Here is a 17,589-nt window from a genome sequence, read left to right on the forward strand (position 1 = left end):
AACCGGGTGCGCTGCGCTTACCCGGGCTACCCACGCCAGAACGTAGCCCGGGTAAGCGCAGCGCACCCGGGCCCAAGTCGGCAACGCATCGGCACGTAGCCCGGGTAAGCGAAGCGCACCCGGGTCGACACCCGCGCTAAACGTCCGCCAGCAGCCGCTTCGCCGCCGCACGCGCTTCGCGGGTGAGCTCCACGCCGCCGAGCATCCGCGCCAGTTCTTCCTCGCGCTGCTTGGCATTGAGCAACTGCACCGCGCTCTGGGTGACGCCTTTGCTGGCGGCCTTGCTGACCCGGTAGTGGGCATGGCCCTGCGCGGCGACCTGCGGCAGGTGGGTCACGCACAGCACCTGGCGGCTGGCGCCCAGTGCCCGCAACTTCTGGCCCACGATCTCGGCCACGGCGCCGCCGATGCCGGTGTCGACCTCGTCGAACACCATCGTCGGCACCGCGTCCAGTCCGAGCGCGGCGACCTCGATCGCCAGCGAGATGCGTGACAGCTCGCCACCGGAGGCGACCTTGCGCAGCGCCCGCGCCGGCTGGCCCGGGTTGGCGGCGACCAGGAACTCCACGCGTTCGCCGCCCTGCGGATCGGGCCGATCGGTCTCGGACGGTTCGATCTGGACGTCGAAGCGGCCGCCGCCCATGCCCAGTTCGGAGATCAATGCGGTGGTGCTGGACGACAGCCTGGTCGCAGCCTCGCGGCGCAGGCGGCCGAGGACGTCGGCAGCCTGGCGCCAGTCGCGGCGCGCGGTTTCGATCTCGGTGTCGAGGCGGGCCAGGCGCACCCCGGCGCCCTGCAGCGTCTCAAGTTCTGCCGCAATCGCATCGCGTTGCGCGCCCAACTGCTCGGGCGGAACCCGATGCTTGCGCGCCAGTTCGTGGATGCGGGTGAGGCGATGCTCGATGGCTTCCAGCGCGGACGGGTCGAGGTCGAGGTCGCTGCGCACGCGATCGAGCAGGGCCAGGGCCTCGTCGACCTGGATGGCGGCCGCATCGAGCATGCCGTCGACATCGCCCAGGCGTGGTTCGTGTTCGACGACGCGCTGCAGGTCGCCGCGGACCTGCTGCAGGCTGCGCGACAGGGACGGGCCTTCTTCGCCGCCGAGGCGGGCGAAGGCGCCTTCGCAGGCCGCGATCAGGTCGGCTGCGTGGGCGTGGCGGCGATGGTCGTCCTGCAGGCGCGCGATGGCTTCGGCTTCCAGGTCTTCGCGGTCGAGTTCGCCATGCTGGTGTTCGAGCCAGCCGATGCGGTCGGAGACGTCGCCCTTGGCCGATAGCTCGTCGCGCTCCGCCAGCAGGGCGCTCCAGCGCGTCGCCGCGGCCGCAACCGCGCCGAGTTCGGCCTGGGTGCGGCCGAAGGCATCGAGCAGCGCCAGCTGGCTCGGGCGGGACAGCAGCGCCTGGTGCTCGTGCTGGCCGTGGATTTCGACCAGCAGGGCGGCCAGCTCGCTGAGCTGGCCGAGGGTGACCGGGCGGCCATTGACCCAGGCGCGCGAGCCGCCGTCGGCGCGGATGACGCGGCGGATCTGGCAGGACTCGTCCTCATCGAGTTCGTTGTCGCGCAGCCAGGCGTGCGCCAGCGGGACGTCGTCGAGGCTGAAGCCGGCGACGAGTTCGGCGCGGTCGGCGCCATGGCGGACCACGCCGCTGTCGGCGCGCAGGCCCGAGATCAGGCCCAGCGCATCGACCAGCAACGACTTGCCGGCGCCGGTCTCGCCGGAGATGACGGTCAGGCCGGGACCGAAGCCGAGCTCGGCTTCACTGACCACGGCGAACTGCTTGAGGGAGAGGTGGACGAGCATGGACCGCGATTGTGCCTTGTGTAGGTTGCGGCGTGATAGCGGGGGCGCGTCTCGCAGGTTCAGATCGCGAGCGCAACCTGGGACGAGGCGCACCGAAAACCCTTGCACCGGATCGGGCCGCGACCTATCAATATGCCCGTCATGAACCGCAAACCTGCCGATCCCAGCCTCGACCCGCGTGCACGGCAGCTGTTGCGCACCCTGATTGGCCGCTATATCCACAGCGGCGAACCGATCGGCTCGCAGACGCTGGCGCGCCATGCCGGCCTCGACGTCAGCGCGGCGACCATCCGCAACATCCTCGCCGACCTCGAGGATGCCGGCCTGCTCAGTGCGCCGCACAGTTCGGCCGGACGCATCCCGACGGCCCAGGGCTACAGGCTGTTCGTCGACTCGCTGCTGCAGGTGCGACCGTTGCCCGATAGCGACTTGGCGCGCCTGCGTGGCGAGCTGCCGGCCGGCTCCGGCACCCAGGCCCTGCTCGGCAGCGCCTCCGAGCTACTGTCGGCGATGACCCATTTCGTCGGGGTGGTCAGCGTGCCGCGGCGCGAGCAGTTCGCCTTCCGCCGGATCGACTTCGTGCCGCTGGACGGCGCGCGGGTGCTGGCGATTCTCGTGTTCGCCGACAACGAAGTGCAGAACCGCATCGTCCAGACCCGTCGTCCGTTCGACGCGGGCGAGCTCGAGCGCGTGGCCAACTACCTGAACGCCCACTTCGCCGGGCGCACCGTGGCCGACATCCGTTCGACCCTGCTGCGCGAGCTGCGCAGTGCCCAGACCGAGATGCAGTCGCTGCTGACGCAGTCGGTGGAGCTGGCCGAGCAGGCCCTGGCCCCGGGCGGCGACGACATGGTCCTGGCGGGGCAGACACGCCTGATGGGGGTGCAGGAGCTGGCCGACCTCGACCGCCTGCGCGACCTGTTCGACGCCTTCGCCCGCAAGCGCGAGATCCTGCAGTTGCTCGAACGCACGGTGCAGGCGCCTGGCGTGCGCATCTTCATCGGCGAGGAAACCGGCCTGGCCCCGCTGGAGGGGATGTCGCTGGTCACCGCGCCCTACGTGGCCGGTGGCGGCAGCGGCCAGGTGCTGGGGGTCCTGGGGGTGATCGGACCGACCCGGATGGCCTACGAGCGGGTGATCCCGGTGGTGCAGGCCGCCGCCGATGCGCTCGGGGCGGCCATCCACTCCGAGTCCTGACCCCTCGTAATCCGGCCCCGGTCGGTTTTCGGGCCCTTGGCCGGCGCCGCCGGCTCACCTCGTCTTGAAACCTCGCGGGGCGGCCCCATTGCTGCCCTGTCGCGCCAATGAGCGCGGATTTCCGAATTGTTTGGCGCCCTTGGCGCAGGGATGGAGCACCACATGACCCAGATCGATCCGCAAGACACCCCCGACAACACCCTCGACCTTGCCAACGACGCCGACGGCGGCGATTCGCTGGCGGCGCAACTGCAGGCCGCCCGCGCCGAGCTGGCGCAGCTGCGCGAGGACTCGCTGCGCGAGCGTGCCGAGCTCGAGAACCAGCGCAAGCGCATGGCCCGCGACATCGACATGGCGCGCAAGTTCGCCAACGAGCGCGTGCTCGGCGACCTGTTGCCGGTGATCGACAGCCTCGAGGCCGGCCTCACCATCCAGGCCGACACCGCCCAGCACCTGCGCGAAGGCATGGAGCTGACCCTGCGCCAGCTGCTCAAGGTGGTCACCGACAACGGCCTGGTCGCGATCGATCCGGCCGGCAAGGCCTTCAACCCGGAGCACCACCAGGCCATGGCCATGGTCGAGAGCGCCGGGCACGCGCCGGGCGATGTGGTCCAGGTCTACCAGAAGGGCTGGCTGCTCAACGACCGCCTGCTGCGCCCTGCGCTGGTGGTGGTGGCCAAGCACGACTGAACAGTGGGGGCAGGGCAGCGCCGGGCGAGGCGCTTTGCCAACGCGGTCGCTTGAAGAGCCCGCAGCCGGCCCCCAGATAACGCACATCGGCGCTAGCACAGATTCGGCGCCACACCATTTCAAGCATTAGCGAGGGAGCTATACACATGGGCAAGATCATCGGTATCGATCTGGGCACGACCAATTCGTGCGTCGCGATCATGGAAGGCGGCAAGGCCAAGGTCATCGAAAACGCCGAAGGCGACCGCACCACGCCTTCCATCGTGGCCTTCACCAAGGACGGCGAAGTCCTGGTCGGCGCCTCGGCCAAGCGCCAGGCCGTCACCAACCCCAAGAACACCTTTTTCGCGGTCAAGCGCCTGATCGGCCGCAAGTTCACCGACGCCGAAGTCCAGAAGGACCTCGACCTGGTGCCGTACTCGATCGTGCAGCACGAGAACGGCGACGCCTGGGTCGCCACGGCCGACGGCAAGAACATGGCGCCGCAGCAGATCTCCGCTGAAGTGCTGGCGAAAATGAAGAAGACCGCCGAGGCCTACCTGGGCGAGACGGTCACCGAGGCCGTGATCACCGTGCCGGCCTACTTCAACGACAGCCAGCGCCAGGCGACCAAGGACGCCGGCAAGATCGCCGGCCTCGACGTCAAGCGCATCATCAACGAGCCGACCGCGGCCGCGCTGGCCTACGGCATGGACAAGAAGGGCGGCGACCGCAAAGTCGCGGTCTACGACCTCGGCGGCGGCACGTTCGACGTGTCGATCATCGAGATCGCGTCGGTCGACGGCGAGATGCAGGTCGAGGTGCTGGCCACCAACGGCGACACCTTCCTCGGCGGCGAAGACTTCGACAAGCGCGTCATCGATTACCTCGTGGAAGAGTTCCAGAAGGACCAGGGCATCGACCTGCGCAAGGATCCGCTGGCCCTGCAGCGCCTGAAGGACTCGGCCGAGCGCGCCAAGATCGAGCTGTCGAGCGCGCAGCAGACCGAGGTGAACCTGCCGTACGTCACCGCCGACGCCTCCGGTCCGAAGCACCTCAACATCAAGCTGACCCGCGCCAAGCTCGAAGCCCTGGTCGAAGACCTGGTCAAGCGCACCATCGAGCCATGCCGCATCGCCCTGAACGACGCCGGCCTGCGTGCCAGCGAGATCAGCGAAGTGATCCTGGTCGGCGGCCAGACCCGCATGCCGAAGGTGCAGCAGGCCGTGGCCGAGTTCTTCGGCAAGGAACCGCGCAAGGACGTCAACCCCGACGAGGCCGTGGCCGTGGGCGCCGCGATCCAGGGCGGCGTGCTGGCCGGCGACGTCAAGGACGTGCTGCTGCTCGACGTGACCCCGCTGTCGCTCGGCATCGAGACCCTGGGCGGCGTGTTCACCAAGATCATCGAGAAGAACACCACCATCCCGACCAAGGCCTCGCAGACCTTCAGCACCGCCGAGGACAACCAGTCCGCGGTGACCGTGCACGTGTTGCAGGGTGAGCGCGAGCAGGCCCGCTACAACAAGTCGCTGGCCCGCTTCGACCTGACCGGCATCGAGGCCGCGCCGCGCGGCATGCCGCAGGTGGAGGTGTCGTTCGACATCGACGCCAACGGCATCCTGCACGTGTCGGCCAAGGACAAGAAGACCAACAAGGAACAGAAGGTCGAGATCAAGGCAGGTTCCGGCCTGTCCGAGGACGAGATCGCCAAGATGGTCGCCGACGCGGAAGCCAACCGCGAAGAGGACCAGAAGTTCCACGAGCTGGTGCAGGCCCGCAACCACGCCGATGCGTTGATCCACAACGCCCGCAGCGCGATCAAGGACAACGGCGACAAGGTCGGCGGTGACGTGATCGGCCGCACCGAAGGCGCGATTGCCGAGCTGGAGACGGCGATGAAGGGCGACGACAAGGGCCAGATCGAGGCCAAGTCGAAGGTGCTGGAGGAAGCGGCACAGTCGCTGTTCGCCGCTGCCGCTGCCGCGTCGCAGCCGGGCCAGGAAGGTGGCGCTGGCGCGCCGAAGTCCGATGACGTCGTGGACGCTGAGTTCACTGAAGTCAAGGACGACAAGAAGTAAGGCGGAAACCGGAGAACGGGGAGCCGGAATGAGGACAGCGCAGCCCATGGCAGTGCTTCCGCAACCGGTTCCCCTTTCTTGTCTGCGATCTTCGCTTTGACGATTTCCCCTTACCGAGTCACCGAGTCAACCCCGGCAAATGAGCAAGCGCGATTACTACGAAGTCCTGGGCGTGGCCCGTGACGCCAGCGATGAAGACCTGAAGAAGGCCTATCGCCGCTGCGCGATGAAATACCACCCGGACCGCAATCCGGGTGACGCCGCCGCCGAGGCGACGTTCAAGGAATGCAAGGAGGCCTACGAGGTCCTCACCGACGGCAATCGCCGCCGCGCCTACGACCAGCATGGCCACGCTGCCTTCGAGCACGGCATGGGCGGTGGTGGTGGCGGTGCCGGCTACGCCGACATGGGCGACATCTTCGGCGACATCTTCGGCAACATCTTTGGCGGAGGCGGCGGTGCGCGCGGCCCGCGTCGCGGCGCCGACATCGGCTACGTGATGGAGCTGACGCTGGAAGAAGCGGTCGGCGGCATCGAGAAGACGATCGAGATCCCGACGCTCGACGAATGCGACACCTGCGACGGCACCGGTTCGGCCGATGGCAACCTCGAGACCTGCTCGACCTGCCAGGGCCGTGGCCAGGTGCGGTTCCAGCGCGGCATCTTCTCGATGCAGCAGGCGTGCCCGCACTGCGGCGGCCGCGGCAAGACCATCGCCAATCCGTGTGCCGACTGCAACGGCCAGGGACGCGTGGAGCGCACCAAGACCCTGCAGGTCAAGATCCCCGCCGGCGTCGACAACGGCGATCGCATCCGCCTCACCGGCGAAGGCGAAGCAGGGCCTGCCGGTTCGCCGCCGGGCGACCTCTACGTCGACGTGCGCGTGCGCGAGCACGAGATCTTCCAGCGCGACGGCGATGACCTGCACTGCGAAGTGCCGGTGCGCATCTCGCAGGCGGCCCTGGGCGACACGATCCGCGTGCCTACGCTCGATGGCGATGTCGAGCTGCGCATCCCGGCCGAGAGCCAGACCGGAAAGCTGTTCCGTCTGCGCGACAAGGGCGTCAAATCGGTGCGCAGCCGCTCCACCGGCGACCTGTATTGCCGGATCGTGGTCGAAACGCCGGTCAACCTGACCCCCGAGCAGCGCGAGCTGCTGGAGAAGTTCGAAGCGACGTTCGTCGGGGAGGGAGCCCGTCGACATTCGCCGCGCGCCTCCACCTTTCTGGACGGAGTGAAGGGCTTCTGGGACCGGATGACGTCCTGATCCACTTCGGCAGGGGCTTCAGCGTGAAGTCCCTGCCACCAGCCGTTGCCGCCATCGCAGCAGATCCTCGAACTCCGCCGCCAGCGCCGCGTCGCTCCAGCAGCGGCGCGTCGCCGGGCCGAGCGGCGGATCGATCCTGGCGGCCGGAGCGATGCCCTCCAGCACGACGGCCATGGTGATGTCGGCGTAGCTGAAGCGGCCCAGCAGGAAATCGCAACCCGACGCCTGCAGGCCATCACGCGTGCGCTGCAATGCAATCCGCAGCGATCCAGGCACCAGCAGGTGCCGATACTTGCAATCGAGCCGGCGTGCGGCGTCGCGAGCGACGAAACGCAATGGCTGTCGCAGCGGCCGTGGCAGCACCGATGCAGACGCCTCGTCGAGCGCTTGTGGATCGGCCAGCACGCAGCGCACGACGCGGGTGCGTGCTTCGGCCAGCGCCGCCTCGCTGAGTTCGTTCCACGGCGCGATGGCGTCGAAGTCGCCGAGCCGGTCGTCGCCGGCCGATGCTGCGGCGAAGCGGGCGATGTCCCACGATCCGCGAATCACGTCCGGTCCGGCCAGAAGCACCGGCACCGACACCGGCCCTGACCACTGCCGCATCCGCCAGCGCAGCCAGGGTTCGCTCAGGGTCGGCGTGTACTCCCGGTACGCGAAGCCGACAGCGCAGGCCTCCAGCGCCCAGCCTGCCTTCTGTGTCCACGGCGAAAAGGCTTCGCCCACCAGCAATGCACGGGATGACGGCACGGTCGTGCTCCTGCATTGACGCGTCGGGCCGATTATTACCAATCCCCGCCGCCATACGCAGTCGCCGTTCGCGCAGTTCGCTTGTCCACGCGCCCGTGTTGCGATTAGCCTGCGCGCATGAACGATTCGAACTCCCCCATCCGCGTGCTGATCCATGGCGTCACCGGCCGCATGGGCCAGGCCCTGCTGCGCCTTGCCGCCGAGCGCGACGACGTCATCGTGGTTGCCGCGGTGTCGCGTTCGCAGCCGGCGCAGCGCGTGGTCGATGGCGTGCCGCATTTCGCCGCAGCGGAACTGCCGGGCGTGCCGCCGTTCGACGTCGCCATTGATTTCAGCCTGCCGCAGGGTTTCGACGCGATCCTCGACCTGTGCGCGCACCGTGGTGCAGCGCTGGTCTCGGGCACGACCGGCCTGGAGGACGCGCAGCGCCACGCCCTGGACAACGCGGCCACGCGGATCGCCCTGCTGTGGGCCGCGAACTTCAGCCTCGGCGTGGCGGTGCTCAGCGAACTGGTCGAGCGGGCCGCGGCCGCGCTGCCGGGCTGGGATTGCGACATCGTCGAGTCGCACCACGTGCACAAGAAGGACGCGCCGTCGGGCACCGCGCTGGCACTGGGTGCGAGCGCGGAACACGGCGGGGCGCAGCCGCGCTATGCATCGCTGCGCGCCGGCGACATCGTTGGCGAGCACCTGGTGCAGTTCGCCGCGCCCGGCGAGCGCATCGAACTGGTGCACCGGGCGACCAATCGCGACATCTTCGCCCGCGGCGCGCTGCATGCGGCGGCCAGGCTGGCGGCGAAGGGGCCTGGTCAGTACCGGCTGCGCGATCTGCTCTGAGCCGACAGTGGCGGGAATGAGCGCCCCGAGGGCGCGCAGGCCCCGCTACGGGGCCTCGCCGGAGCGCTGCAAGCCTGAAGGTTCTCCCGCCGCCATTCATCCAAGGCTGGCGTCCGGGGCCGCGGACCGCTAGAATTCCCGCTCGCCTGAACCCCTTCCGTCGGACCGGTCCCGCACCGCGTCCGCGCTTTGCTGCAGGCCGGTTTTTGCCGATCCAGGCACGCCGGCATCTGCGCAGCGGTGGGGGTGTCAGCACCCCCCGGCAGCCAAGGCGATCCCCGTGACCCAACCCGCAATCCTCGCACTCGAAGACGGCACCATCTTCGAGGGCGTTTCCGTAGGCGCGCCTGGCCTTTCGGTCGGCGAAGTCGTGTTCAACACGGCCATCACCGGCTACCAGGAAATCCTCACCGACCCGTCGTACGCGCGCCAGATGGTGACGCTGACGTATCCGCACATCGGCAACACCGGCTGCACCGACCAGGACGACGAAGCCGCACAGGCCTGGGCTGCCGGCCTGATCGTGCGCGACGTGCCGCGCCGCCCGAGCAACTGGCGCAGCCAGGTGTCGCTGCCGGAGTGGCTGGCCAAGCGCGGCATCGTCGCCATCGCCGACATCGACACGCGCAAGCTCACCCGCATCCTGCGCGAGAAGGGTGCGCAGAACGGCGCGCTGATGGCCGGTGAGATCAACGTCGAGAAGGCATTGGAAGCCGCACGCAAGTTCCCCGGCCTCAAGGGCATGGACCTGGCCAAGGAAGTGACCACGGCCAAGTCCTATGAGTGGACCGACGGTCAGCTCGACCTGGACCGCAACGAGTTCGTCAAGGCACCGCCGCGTTTCCACGTCGTCGCCTACGACTACGGCGTCAAGCACAACATCCTGCGCATGCTCGCCGAGCGCGGTTGCCGCCTGACGGTGGTGCCGGCGCAGACGCCGGCCGCGGACGTGTTCGCGCTCAAGCCCGACGGTGTGTTCCTGTCCAACGGCCCGGGCGATCCGGAGCCGTGCGACTACGCGATCAAGGCGATCGGTGAGTTCATCAAGGCGAAGGTCCCGACCTTCGGCATCTGCCTGGGCCACCAGCTGCTGGCGCTGGCCAGCGGTGCGAAGACCATGAAGATGGGCACCGGCCACCACGGCGCCAACCATCCGGTCCAGGACCTCGACAGCGGCCGGGTGATGATCACCTCGCAGAACCACGGCTTCGCAGTCGATGAACCGACCTTGCCGGCCAACGTGCGCGTGACCCACCGCTCGCTGTTCGACGGCACCAACCAGGGCATCGCCCTGACCGATGCCCCGGCCTTCAGTTTCCAGGGCCACCCGGAAGCGAGCCCCGGCCCGCACGACGTCGCTCCGCTGTTCGATCGCTTCGTGGCGATGATGGAGCAGGCCAAGTGACGCATGCGCTGCGCCGCGTGGCTGCGGTCGCACTGATGCTGCTGCCCGTCGTGGCCGCGGCAGCCGTGCCGTCCGACAGCCAGGTGGTGCGGGTCCAGCAGTTGCTGGGGTTCGACGAAGCGTTCGCGCTGACCATGGACGAGAAGTTCGACCGCTCGCCGGAGTTGTCCCATTACAGCGACCGCGAACGCAGCTGCGTGAGCGGCCTGGTCCGGCCGGCCTTCGCCGGTGCGCTGAACAACGCCTTCCGTGACCTGTTCGGCGATGCCGCGGTGGTCGAGGACTGGGAGCGCTTCGCGCAGACGCCGGGCGGTGCACGCTTCATGGAGTTCGTCCGCAGTGGCGTCGTTGCCACCGTGCGCAATCAACCGCGCCCGGAGCCGGAAGCGTTCATGGATGGTTTGACGCCCGAGCAGCTCAACGACGTGGCCAGGTTCATGTCCAGTCCGGCGGCGGCCGTGCTCAAGCACGACTTCCCGGAAGTGGACCTGCCGCAGGACCTGCAGGCAACGCTGGCGAAGCAGGTGCAGTCGCAGTGCGGTGTGGAGTTGCCCAAGGCGTGATGGGCACCGTCGCCGCCAGCAACGTCGTCGCGAGCACCGTGCGTCGCCGCTGGCGTCGCTGGTTCCTGGCAGCGGCTGTGCTGGCTGCGTACCCGGTGTTCGTGATGGTCGCCGTGTACGCGCAGTTCTTCGCGGTCGGCCTTCCCGGCGGTCGCAACGGCCCGGCCGATGCCTACCGGCACACGCTGGCCAGCGCGGTCGTGGCCTACACGCTGTCGCCGCGCTGCGTCGACTGGGTGACGCAGGTGATGGAGCGGGGCGGGCAGGGAAATGCCGCACGTGCGATGGATGCGCACAACAACCGGATTGGTGCGCGCATCGGCGCCACCGCCGGCAGCTGGAATTCGATGCAGCAGGCGGTGCTTGCTGCGATTCACAACGGCGCGGTCGATGCCCGATCCGCCGAGCAGATCACCTGGCTCGCGCCCCCCGCGTGGCAGGAACGACTTTACTGAGGACACCATGCCCAAGCGCACCGACATCAAGACCGTCCTGATCATCGGCGCTGGCCCGATCGTGATCGGCCAGGCCTGCGAATTCGATTATTCAGGCGCCCAGGCATGCAAGGCCCTGCGTGACGAGGGTTACCGCGTGGTGCTGGTCAATTCCAACCCCGCGACCATCATGACCGACCCGAACATGGCCGACGCCGTGTACATCGAGCCGATCAACTGGCAGACGGTCGAGAAGATCATCGCCAAGGAACGCCCGGACGCGCTGCTGCCGACGATGGGCGGCCAGACCGCGCTGAACTGCGCGCTCGACCTGGCCGACAACGGCGTGCTGGAGAAGTACAACGTCGAGCTGATCGGCGCCTCGCGCGACGCGATCCGCATGGCCGAAGACCGCGAGCTGTTCCGCGTCGCCATGGCCGAGATCGGCCTGGAGTGCCCGAAGGCCGAGGTCGCGCGCAGCTTCGAGCAGGCCGTCGACATCCAGACGCGCGTCGGCTACCCGACCATCATCCGTCCGTCGTTCACCCTCGGCGGCACCGGCGGCGGCATCGCCTACAACAAGGAAGAGTTCGAGGAGATCGCCAAGCGCGGCCTCGAGCTGTCGCCCGTGCACGAAATCCTCGTCGAGGAATCGGTGCTGGGCTGGAAGGAATTCGAGATGGAAGTGGTCCGCGACAAGGCGGACAACTGCATCATCGTCTGCTCGATCGAGAACTTCGATGCGATGGGCGTGCACACCGGTGACTCGATCACCGTGGCCCCCGCGCAGACCCTGACCGACAAGGAATACCAGCGCCTGCGCGATGCCTCCATTGCGGTGCTGCGCAAGATTGGTGTCGACACCGGCGGTTCCAACGTGCAGTTCGGCATCAACGCCAAGGACGGTCGCGTCGTCGTCATCGAGATGAACCCGCGCGTGTCGCGTTCCTCGGCGCTGGCGTCCAAGGCCACCGGCTTCCCGATCGCCAAGATCGCCGCCAAGCTCGCCGTCGGTTACACGCTGGACGAGCTGCGCAACGAGATCACCGGCGGCGCCACCCCGGCATCGTTCGAGCCGACGATCGACTACGTCGTCACCAAGATCCCGCGCTTCGCCTTCGAGAAGTTCCCGCAGGCCGACGCCCGCCTGACCACGCAGATGAAGTCGGTGGGCGAGGTGATGGCGATGGGCCGCACCTTCCAGGAATCGCTGCACAAGGCCCTGCGTGGCCTGGAAACCGGCAAGGTCGGCCTCGACCCCACGGGCCTGGACCTGTCCAGCGAGCAGGACCTGGCAACGCTGCGCCGCGAACTGAAGGAGCCGGGCCCGGAGCGCATGTTCTTCATCGGCGACGCCTTCCGTGCCGGCATGAGCGTCGAAGACGTCCATGCGATGTCATTCGTGGACCCGTGGTTCCTCGACCAGATCGAAGAACTCATCGCCGCCGAGAAGCAGGTCGCCGAAGCCGGCCTGTCGGCGCTCGACAAGAACCGCATGCGCGCACTCAAGCGCATGGGCTTCTCCGACGCGCGCCTGGCGCAGCTGACCGGCACCGACGAGACCGCCGTGCGCACCCTGCGTCGCGCCTTCGGCGTGCGTCCGGTGTACAAGCGCGTGGACTCCTGCGCGGCCGAGTTCGCCACCACCACCGCCTACATGTACTCGACCTACGAGGACGAGTGCGAAGCCAACCCGACCAACCGCGACAAGATCATCGTGCTTGGCGGCGGTCCCAACCGCATCGGCCAGGGCATCGAGTTCGACTACTGCTGCGTGCATGCCGCGCTCGCCCTGCGCGAGGACGGCTATGAAACCATCATGGTCAACTGCAACCCGGAGACGGTCTCGACCGACTACGACACCTCCGATCGCCTGTACTTCGAGCCGCTCACCCTCGAGGACGTGCTCGAGATCGCCGACCTGGAGAAGCCCAAGGGCGTGATCGTCCAGTACGGCGGCCAGACCCCGCTCAAGCTGGCGCGTGCGCTGGAAGCCAATGGCGTGCCGATCGTCGGTACCACCCCGGACAGCATCGACCTGGCCGAGGACCGCGAGCGCTTCCAGAAGCTGGTGCAGGACCTGGGCCTGGCACAGCCGCTCAACCGCACCGCGCGCAACCCGGACGAGGCGCTGCTGCTGGCGTCGCAGATCGGCTACCCGCTGGTGGTGCGCCCGAGCTACGTGCTCGGCGGCCGCGCGATGGAAATCGTCTACGGCGATTCCGACCTGACGCGCTACATCCGCGACGCGGTCAAGGTGTCCAACGACTCGCCGGTGCTGCTCGACCGCTTCCTCGACAACGCCGTCGAAGTCGACGTCGATGTCATCGCCGACAAGGATGGCAACGTCCTGATCGGCGGCGTGATGGAGCACATCGAAGAGGCCGGCGTGCACTCGGGCGACTCCTCGTGCTCGCTGCCGCCGTACTCGCTGACGCCGGCCGTGCAGGACAAGCTGCGCGACCAGGTGCGGGCGCTTGCCAAGTCGCTCAAGGTCGTCGGCCTGATGAACACCCAGTTCGCGATCACCTTCGACGAGCAGGGCAACGAGACGATCTACCTGATCGAAGTGAACCCGCGTGCCTCGCGCACGGTGCCGTTCGTGTCCAAGGCGACCGGCATGGCGCTGGCCAAGATCGCGGCGCGCTGCATGGTCGGCCAGACCCTGGCTGAGCAGGGCGCGACCAAGGAGATCATTCCCGAGTACTACTCGGTCAAGGAAGCGATCTTCCCGTTCGCCAAGTTCCAGGGCGTGGATCCGATCCTCGGACCGGAGATGCGTTCCACCGGCGAAGTGATGGGCGTTGGCCGCAACTTCGGCGCGGCGATGGCGCGCGCGCAGGAAGCCGGCGGCATCAAGGCGCTGCCGCAGGGCGGCAAGGTGTTCGTGTCGGTGCGCGATCCGGACAAGAGCCGCGTGCTGCCGGTCGCGCAGGACCTGGTCAAGCGTGGCTACAGCCTGGTCGCCACCGAGGGCACGCACGCCTTCCTGACCGCGCAGGGCATCCACTGCGAGCGCATCAACAAGGTCACCGAAGGGCGCCCGCACGTGGTCGACCTGATCAAGAACGGCGAGCTGGTCTACATCGTCAACACCACCGAAGGCCGCCAGGCGATCAACGACTCGTTCTCGATCCGCCGCGAAGCGCTGCAGCATCGCGTGACCTATTCGACGACGGTGTCCGGCGCGCGTGCACTGGTCAACTCGCTCGAGTACCGCGGCACGGGTCCGGTGTGGTCCTTGCAGGAACTGCACAAGGAAATCGACGGCGCGGCGTAAGCCCGTACCGAAGACCGTCATTCCCGCCTGCGCGGGGATGACGGCTTGATACCATCTGATACAGAATCCGGCTATCGAAGCCGTAGCCGGCCGTTGGGCCGGATCCAAAGGAAACTGCAATGCGAGCACCCATCACCCTGCACGGCGCCCAGCGCCTGCGCGCCGAGCTTGAAGAACTCAAGTCGGTCAAGCGTCCGGCCGTGATCAATGCGATCTCCGAGGCGCGCGCCCATGGCGATCTCAAGGAGAACGCCGAGTACCACGCCGCGCGCGAGCAGCAGGGCTTCATCGAGGGCCGCATCAAGCAGCTCGAAGCCGAGCTGTCGCATGCGCAGATCATCGACGTGGCATCGCTGAATGCCGGTTCGCGCGTGGTCTTCGGTGCCAAGGTCGACCTGGCCGACAGCGAGACCGACGAAGAGCGCAGCTACCAGATCGTTGGCGACCTGGAAGCGGACATCAAGCAGGGCCTGATCGCGATTTCGTCGCCGGTGGCGCGTGCGCTGATCGGCAAGCACGAAGGCGACACGGTGACCATCGAAGCACCGGGTGGCATCCGCGAGTACGAGATCGTCGGCGTCAGTTACGCCGGCTGATGCTCACGCTCCTGACGATCGCGCCTTGACGATCACGCTGCTCCTGCCGGCCCGCGAACGCTTCGGCGGTCAGCGACTTTCGCCCGCCACAGGCAAGGCCCTGGCCCGCGCGGACCGCAGCCAGGCGGCAGCCGATCCCTCCATTGACGGTCGCGCGCAGATCGCGCGCGTGCTCGACGTGCTTCCGCGCGGCTTGCCCGTCGCCGCGGCGGCACGCCAGCGTGATGCTGGCGACGCCATCAACGCGGTGTGGCTGCGTGCCGATCCGGCCTACGTGCAGCCGGACATCAACGGCGCACGCCTGCTGTCCTACGGCCAGGCCCTGGGCCTCACCGCCGCGGATGCAGCCGAGTTGCTGCGCCCGCTCAAGCCACTGTTTGGCGACACCGGCTTCCCGATCGACGCGCCGGTGCCCTCGCGCTGGTACCTGCGCCTGCCGCCGGGTGCGAAGCTTCCGGAGTTCACCTCGCCCGAGCAGGCACTGGGCGCCGACATGTTCGACCAATTGCCCGAAGGCAACGAAGGTCGACGCTGGCGTGCCTTGCTGAGCGAAGCCCAGGTGGTGCTGCACAACCATCCGCTCAACGCCCGCCGCATCGCGGCCGGCCTGGCGCCGGTCAACTCGCTGTGGTTCTGGGGCGCCGGTGTGTTGCCTGATCACGTGCGCACGCGCTTTGCCCGCATTGCCAGTGACGACGAGGCGGTGACGGCGCTGGCCGCGCTGTCCGGTGCGCAGGTCGATACGCGACCGATGTCGTGGCCCGGCAATGCCGAGGATGCGCTGTTCGATCTGCGGGACGGTCGCGACCTGGCACTGCTGGAGCGCGACTGGTTCGCACCGTTGCTGGCCGCATTGGCGAAGGGCCAGCTCGACAGCGTGCAGTTCGACTTCGCCGATGGCGCACGCTACGACCTGGCACGCAGCCAGCGCTGGCGCTTCTGGCGCAAGCCGCTGCATTCGTTCGTGGCCGCTGCGGGAAGCAGCGCCGCATGAGGCCGCACGCCAGGCTGCGCCGCCGCGACTGCGAGCAGGCCGGACAGTGGCCAGAGACCTTGTCGCCGTTGCTGCGTCGCCTGTACGCGGCGCGCGGCGCGACCAGCATCGACCAGGCCCAGCCGCGACTGGCCAACTTGCTGGCACCCGATGACCTCGGCGGCCTCGATGCTGCCGTGGCGCTGTTGTCGGCCGCGATAGCGGGAGACCGTCACATCGTCGTCGTCGGCGATTTCGATTGCGACGGTGCGACTGCCTGCGCCGTCGGCGTGCGTGGCCTGCGCATGCTCGGTGCGCGCCGTGTCTCGCATGCGGTGCCCAATCGCATGGTCCACGGATACGGGCTGTCTCCGGCGCTGGTCGACGAACTGGCGATGCTGCAGCCCGAGCTGCTGGTGACGGTCGATCACGGTATCGCCTGCCATGCCGGCATCACCGCCGCAAAGGCGCGTGGCTGGCAAGTGCTCGTCACCGATCACCACTTGCCCGGCGAGCAGCTGCCGCCGGCCGATGCCATCGTCGACCCGAACCTGCACGGCGATGCGTTCCCGAGCAAGGTGCTGGCCGGCGTCGGCGTGATGTTCTACGTGCTGCTGGCGCTGCGTCGCCATCTGCGCACGCAGGGGGCGTTCACCGGCCAGGGGCCGGACCTGACGACGCTGCTCGACCTGGTCGCGGTCGGCACCGTGGCCGACCTGGTGCCGCTCGACGCGAACAACCGCGCACTGGTCGCAGCCGGCCTGCGCCGGTTGCGCGCAGGGCAGGGCAGCGTCGGCCTTCGCGCCCTGATCGAAGTTTCGCAACGCGATCCCAGCCGCCTCACCGCTGCCGACATCGGCTATGCCGTGGCGCCGAGGCTCAACGCCGCGGGGCGCCTGGAAGACATGTCACTGGGCATCGAATGCCTGCTCACCGACGACCTGGCGCGGGCGCGCGACATCGCCGCGACCTTGAACGAGATCAACAGCGAGCGCCGCGCGGTGCAGCAGCAGATGACCGACGAAGCGGAGCTCGCACTGTCGCGCGTGCCGTCGCCTGATCTGCCGGGTCAGGTCGCTGCCGCCGCGGTGTGCCTGTACGACGCGCAATGGCATCCCGGCGTCGTCGGCCTCGTGGCCTCGAAGATGAAGGAGCGGCTGCATCGCCCGGTCATTGCCTTCGCTCCGGCCGAGCCAGGCAGCGACACGCTGCGCGGATCGGCGCGATCGATTCCGGGATTCCACATCCGCGATGCCCTGGCCGATGTCGCCGCGCGCCATCCGACCCTGATCGAGCGTTTCGGCGGCCACGCCATGGCGGCCGGATTGTCGATGCGCGCCGAGGCATACCCGGCGTTTGCCAGGGCCTTCGAGCAATGTGCGCAGGACACGCTGACGCCGGAACTGCTGCAGGCCGACATCCTCAGTGATGGCGAACTGGGCGCGGCAGACTTCAATCGCGCCAGCGCCGAAGCGCTGCGCGACGGTGGCCCCTGGGGGCAGGGATTCCCGGAGCCGCAATTCGACGGCGAGTTCGAAGTGGTCAGCTGGCGTGTCGTCGGCGAACGCCACCTCAAGCTCGTGCTCGGATTCGCCGGACTTCGCCTCAACGCCATCGAGTTCGGCGGCTGGTCGGGTGAACCGCCACCGTCGCGGCTGCGCATCGCCTATCGTCTCGAAGCCGATGACTACCGTGGCGGCGATGCCGTGCAGCTGGTGGTCGTGCACAGCGAACCGGTGTAG

The 17,589-nt window shown here is 68.3% G+C and carries 14 protein-coding genes; 12 read left to right on the forward strand and 2 right to left on the reverse strand.

All coding sequences use genetic code 11. The annotated features are described in order from the left end of the window. Positions 1-136 precede the first annotated feature (136 nt). Positions 137-1,801, reverse strand: a complete 1,665-nt coding sequence (gene recN, locus ACFOPO_RS14380) for a DNA repair protein RecN (protein ID WP_386704005.1) — start codon at positions 1,799-1,801, stop codon at positions 137-139. A gap of 141 nt (positions 1,802-1,942) precedes the next feature. On the opposite strand from recN, the gene hrcA reads away from it, so the two are divergent. The 4 genes from hrcA to dnaJ all read left to right on the forward strand — a co-directional run bounded on the left by hrcA (position 1,943) and on the right by dnaJ (position 7,012). Beyond that, on the forward strand, positions 1,943-2,998 hold the full coding sequence (hrcA, locus tag ACFOPO_RS14385) for a heat-inducible transcriptional repressor HrcA (protein WP_386704006.1): 1,056 nt from the start codon (positions 1,943-1,945) through the stop codon (positions 2,996-2,998). 150 nt (positions 2,999-3,148) lie between these two features. Next, on the forward strand, positions 3,149-3,688 hold the full coding sequence (gene grpE, locus ACFOPO_RS14390; RefSeq protein WP_386704008.1) for a nucleotide exchange factor GrpE: 540 nt from the start codon (positions 3,149-3,151) through the stop codon (positions 3,686-3,688). Between the two features lie 146 nt (positions 3,689-3,834). Then, complete coding sequence (dnaK, locus tag ACFOPO_RS14395) at positions 3,835-5,745, forward strand: molecular chaperone DnaK (protein ID WP_386704010.1); 1,911 nt, start codon at positions 3,835-3,837, stop codon at positions 5,743-5,745. Positions 5,746-5,884: 139 nt separating this feature from the next. Next, the gene (gene dnaJ / locus ACFOPO_RS14400) at positions 5,885-7,012 is read left to right on the forward strand and encodes a molecular chaperone DnaJ (RefSeq protein WP_386704012.1); all 1,128 of its coding nucleotides are present in this window, start codon (positions 5,885-5,887) and stop codon (positions 7,010-7,012) included. Positions 7,013-7,030: 18 nt separating this feature from the next. Here dnaJ and ACFOPO_RS14405 read toward each other — a convergent pair whose 3' ends face one another. Continuing rightward, complete coding sequence (locus tag ACFOPO_RS14405) at positions 7,031-7,759, reverse strand: hypothetical protein (RefSeq protein WP_386704013.1); 729 nt, start codon at positions 7,757-7,759, stop codon at positions 7,031-7,033. Between the two features lie 117 nt (positions 7,760-7,876). Here ACFOPO_RS14405 and dapB point away from each other — a divergent pair, with 117 nt between their 5' ends. The 8 genes from dapB to recJ all read left to right on the forward strand — a co-directional run bounded on the left by dapB (position 7,877) and on the right by recJ (position 17,589). Further along, the gene (dapB, locus tag ACFOPO_RS14410; RefSeq protein WP_386704015.1) at positions 7,877-8,596 is read left to right on the forward strand and encodes a 4-hydroxy-tetrahydrodipicolinate reductase; all 720 of its coding nucleotides are present in this window, start codon (positions 7,877-7,879) and stop codon (positions 8,594-8,596) included. Positions 8,597-8,876: 280 nt separating this feature from the next. Continuing rightward, on the forward strand, positions 8,877-10,001 hold the full coding sequence (carA, locus tag ACFOPO_RS14415) for a glutamine-hydrolyzing carbamoyl-phosphate synthase small subunit (protein WP_386704017.1): 1,125 nt from the start codon (positions 8,877-8,879) through the stop codon (positions 9,999-10,001). After that, complete coding sequence (locus ACFOPO_RS14420) at positions 9,998-10,564, forward strand: hypothetical protein (protein ID WP_386704019.1); 567 nt, start codon at positions 9,998-10,000, stop codon at positions 10,562-10,564. The genes carA and ACFOPO_RS14420 overlap by 4 nt, the downstream gene beginning before the upstream one ends. Next, positions 10,564-11,019 carry a DUF6973 domain-containing protein gene (locus ACFOPO_RS14425; protein ID WP_386704020.1) on the forward strand — a complete coding sequence of 152 codons (456 nt, stop codon included), beginning with the start codon at positions 10,564-10,566 and terminating at the stop codon, positions 11,017-11,019. The genes ACFOPO_RS14420 and ACFOPO_RS14425 overlap by 1 nt, the downstream gene beginning before the upstream one ends. 7 nt (positions 11,020-11,026) lie before the next feature. After that, positions 11,027-14,278 (forward strand): carbamoyl-phosphate synthase large subunit, encoded by a 3,252-nt coding sequence (gene carB, locus ACFOPO_RS14430; RefSeq protein ID WP_386704022.1) that lies wholly within the window; start codon positions 11,027-11,029, stop codon positions 14,276-14,278. A 119-nt stretch (positions 14,279-14,397) separates the two neighbouring features. Beyond that, positions 14,398-14,874, forward strand: a complete 477-nt coding sequence (gene greA, locus ACFOPO_RS14435; RefSeq protein WP_386704024.1) for a transcription elongation factor GreA — start codon at positions 14,398-14,400, stop codon at positions 14,872-14,874. 25 nt (positions 14,875-14,899) lie between these two features. Further along, a complete protein-coding gene (locus ACFOPO_RS14440; RefSeq protein WP_386704026.1) occupies positions 14,900-15,868 on the forward strand; it encodes a phosphoglycerate mutase in 969 nt (322 codons plus the stop codon). Further along, positions 15,865-17,589: a single-stranded-DNA-specific exonuclease RecJ gene (gene recJ, locus ACFOPO_RS14445; protein WP_386704027.1), complete on the forward strand. Its 1,725-nt coding sequence runs from the start codon at positions 15,865-15,867 to the stop codon at positions 17,587-17,589. The genes ACFOPO_RS14440 and recJ overlap by 4 nt, the downstream gene beginning before the upstream one ends.

Source organism: Lysobacter sp. GCM10012299, from assembly GCF_042649405.1.
In the GTDB taxonomy this organism is placed as follows: Bacteria; Pseudomonadota; Gammaproteobacteria; order Xanthomonadales; family Xanthomonadaceae; genus Lysobacter_J.

What these genes read in the sequence shown, in the direction of transcription:
- recN (WP_386704005.1), bottom strand. Translation starts at nt 1,801, where the DNA reads ATGCTCGTCCACCTCTCCCTCAAGCAGTTCGCCGTGGTCAGTGAAGCC.
- hrcA (WP_386704006.1), top strand. Translation starts at nt 1,943, where the DNA reads ATGAACCGCAAACCTGCCGATCCCAGCCTCGACCCGCGTGCACGGCAG.
- grpE (WP_386704008.1), top strand. Translation starts at nt 3,149, where the DNA reads ATGGAGCACCACATGACCCAGATCGATCCGCAAGACACCCCCGACAAC.
- dnaK (WP_386704010.1), top strand. Translation starts at nt 3,835, where the DNA reads ATGGGCAAGATCATCGGTATCGATCTGGGCACGACCAATTCGTGCGTC.
- dnaJ (WP_386704012.1), top strand. Translation starts at nt 5,885, where the DNA reads ATGAGCAAGCGCGATTACTACGAAGTCCTGGGCGTGGCCCGTGACGCC.
- dapB (WP_386704015.1), top strand. Translation starts at nt 7,877, where the DNA reads ATGAACGATTCGAACTCCCCCATCCGCGTGCTGATCCATGGCGTCACC.
- ACFOPO_RS14425 (WP_386704020.1), top strand. Translation starts at nt 10,564, where the DNA reads ATGGGCACCGTCGCCGCCAGCAACGTCGTCGCGAGCACCGTGCGTCGC.
- carB (WP_386704022.1), top strand. Translation starts at nt 11,027, where the DNA reads ATGCCCAAGCGCACCGACATCAAGACCGTCCTGATCATCGGCGCTGGC.
- greA (WP_386704024.1), top strand. Translation starts at nt 14,398, where the DNA reads ATGCGAGCACCCATCACCCTGCACGGCGCCCAGCGCCTGCGCGCCGAG.
- recJ (WP_386704027.1), top strand. Translation starts at nt 15,865, where the DNA reads ATGAGGCCGCACGCCAGGCTGCGCCGCCGCGACTGCGAGCAGGCCGGA.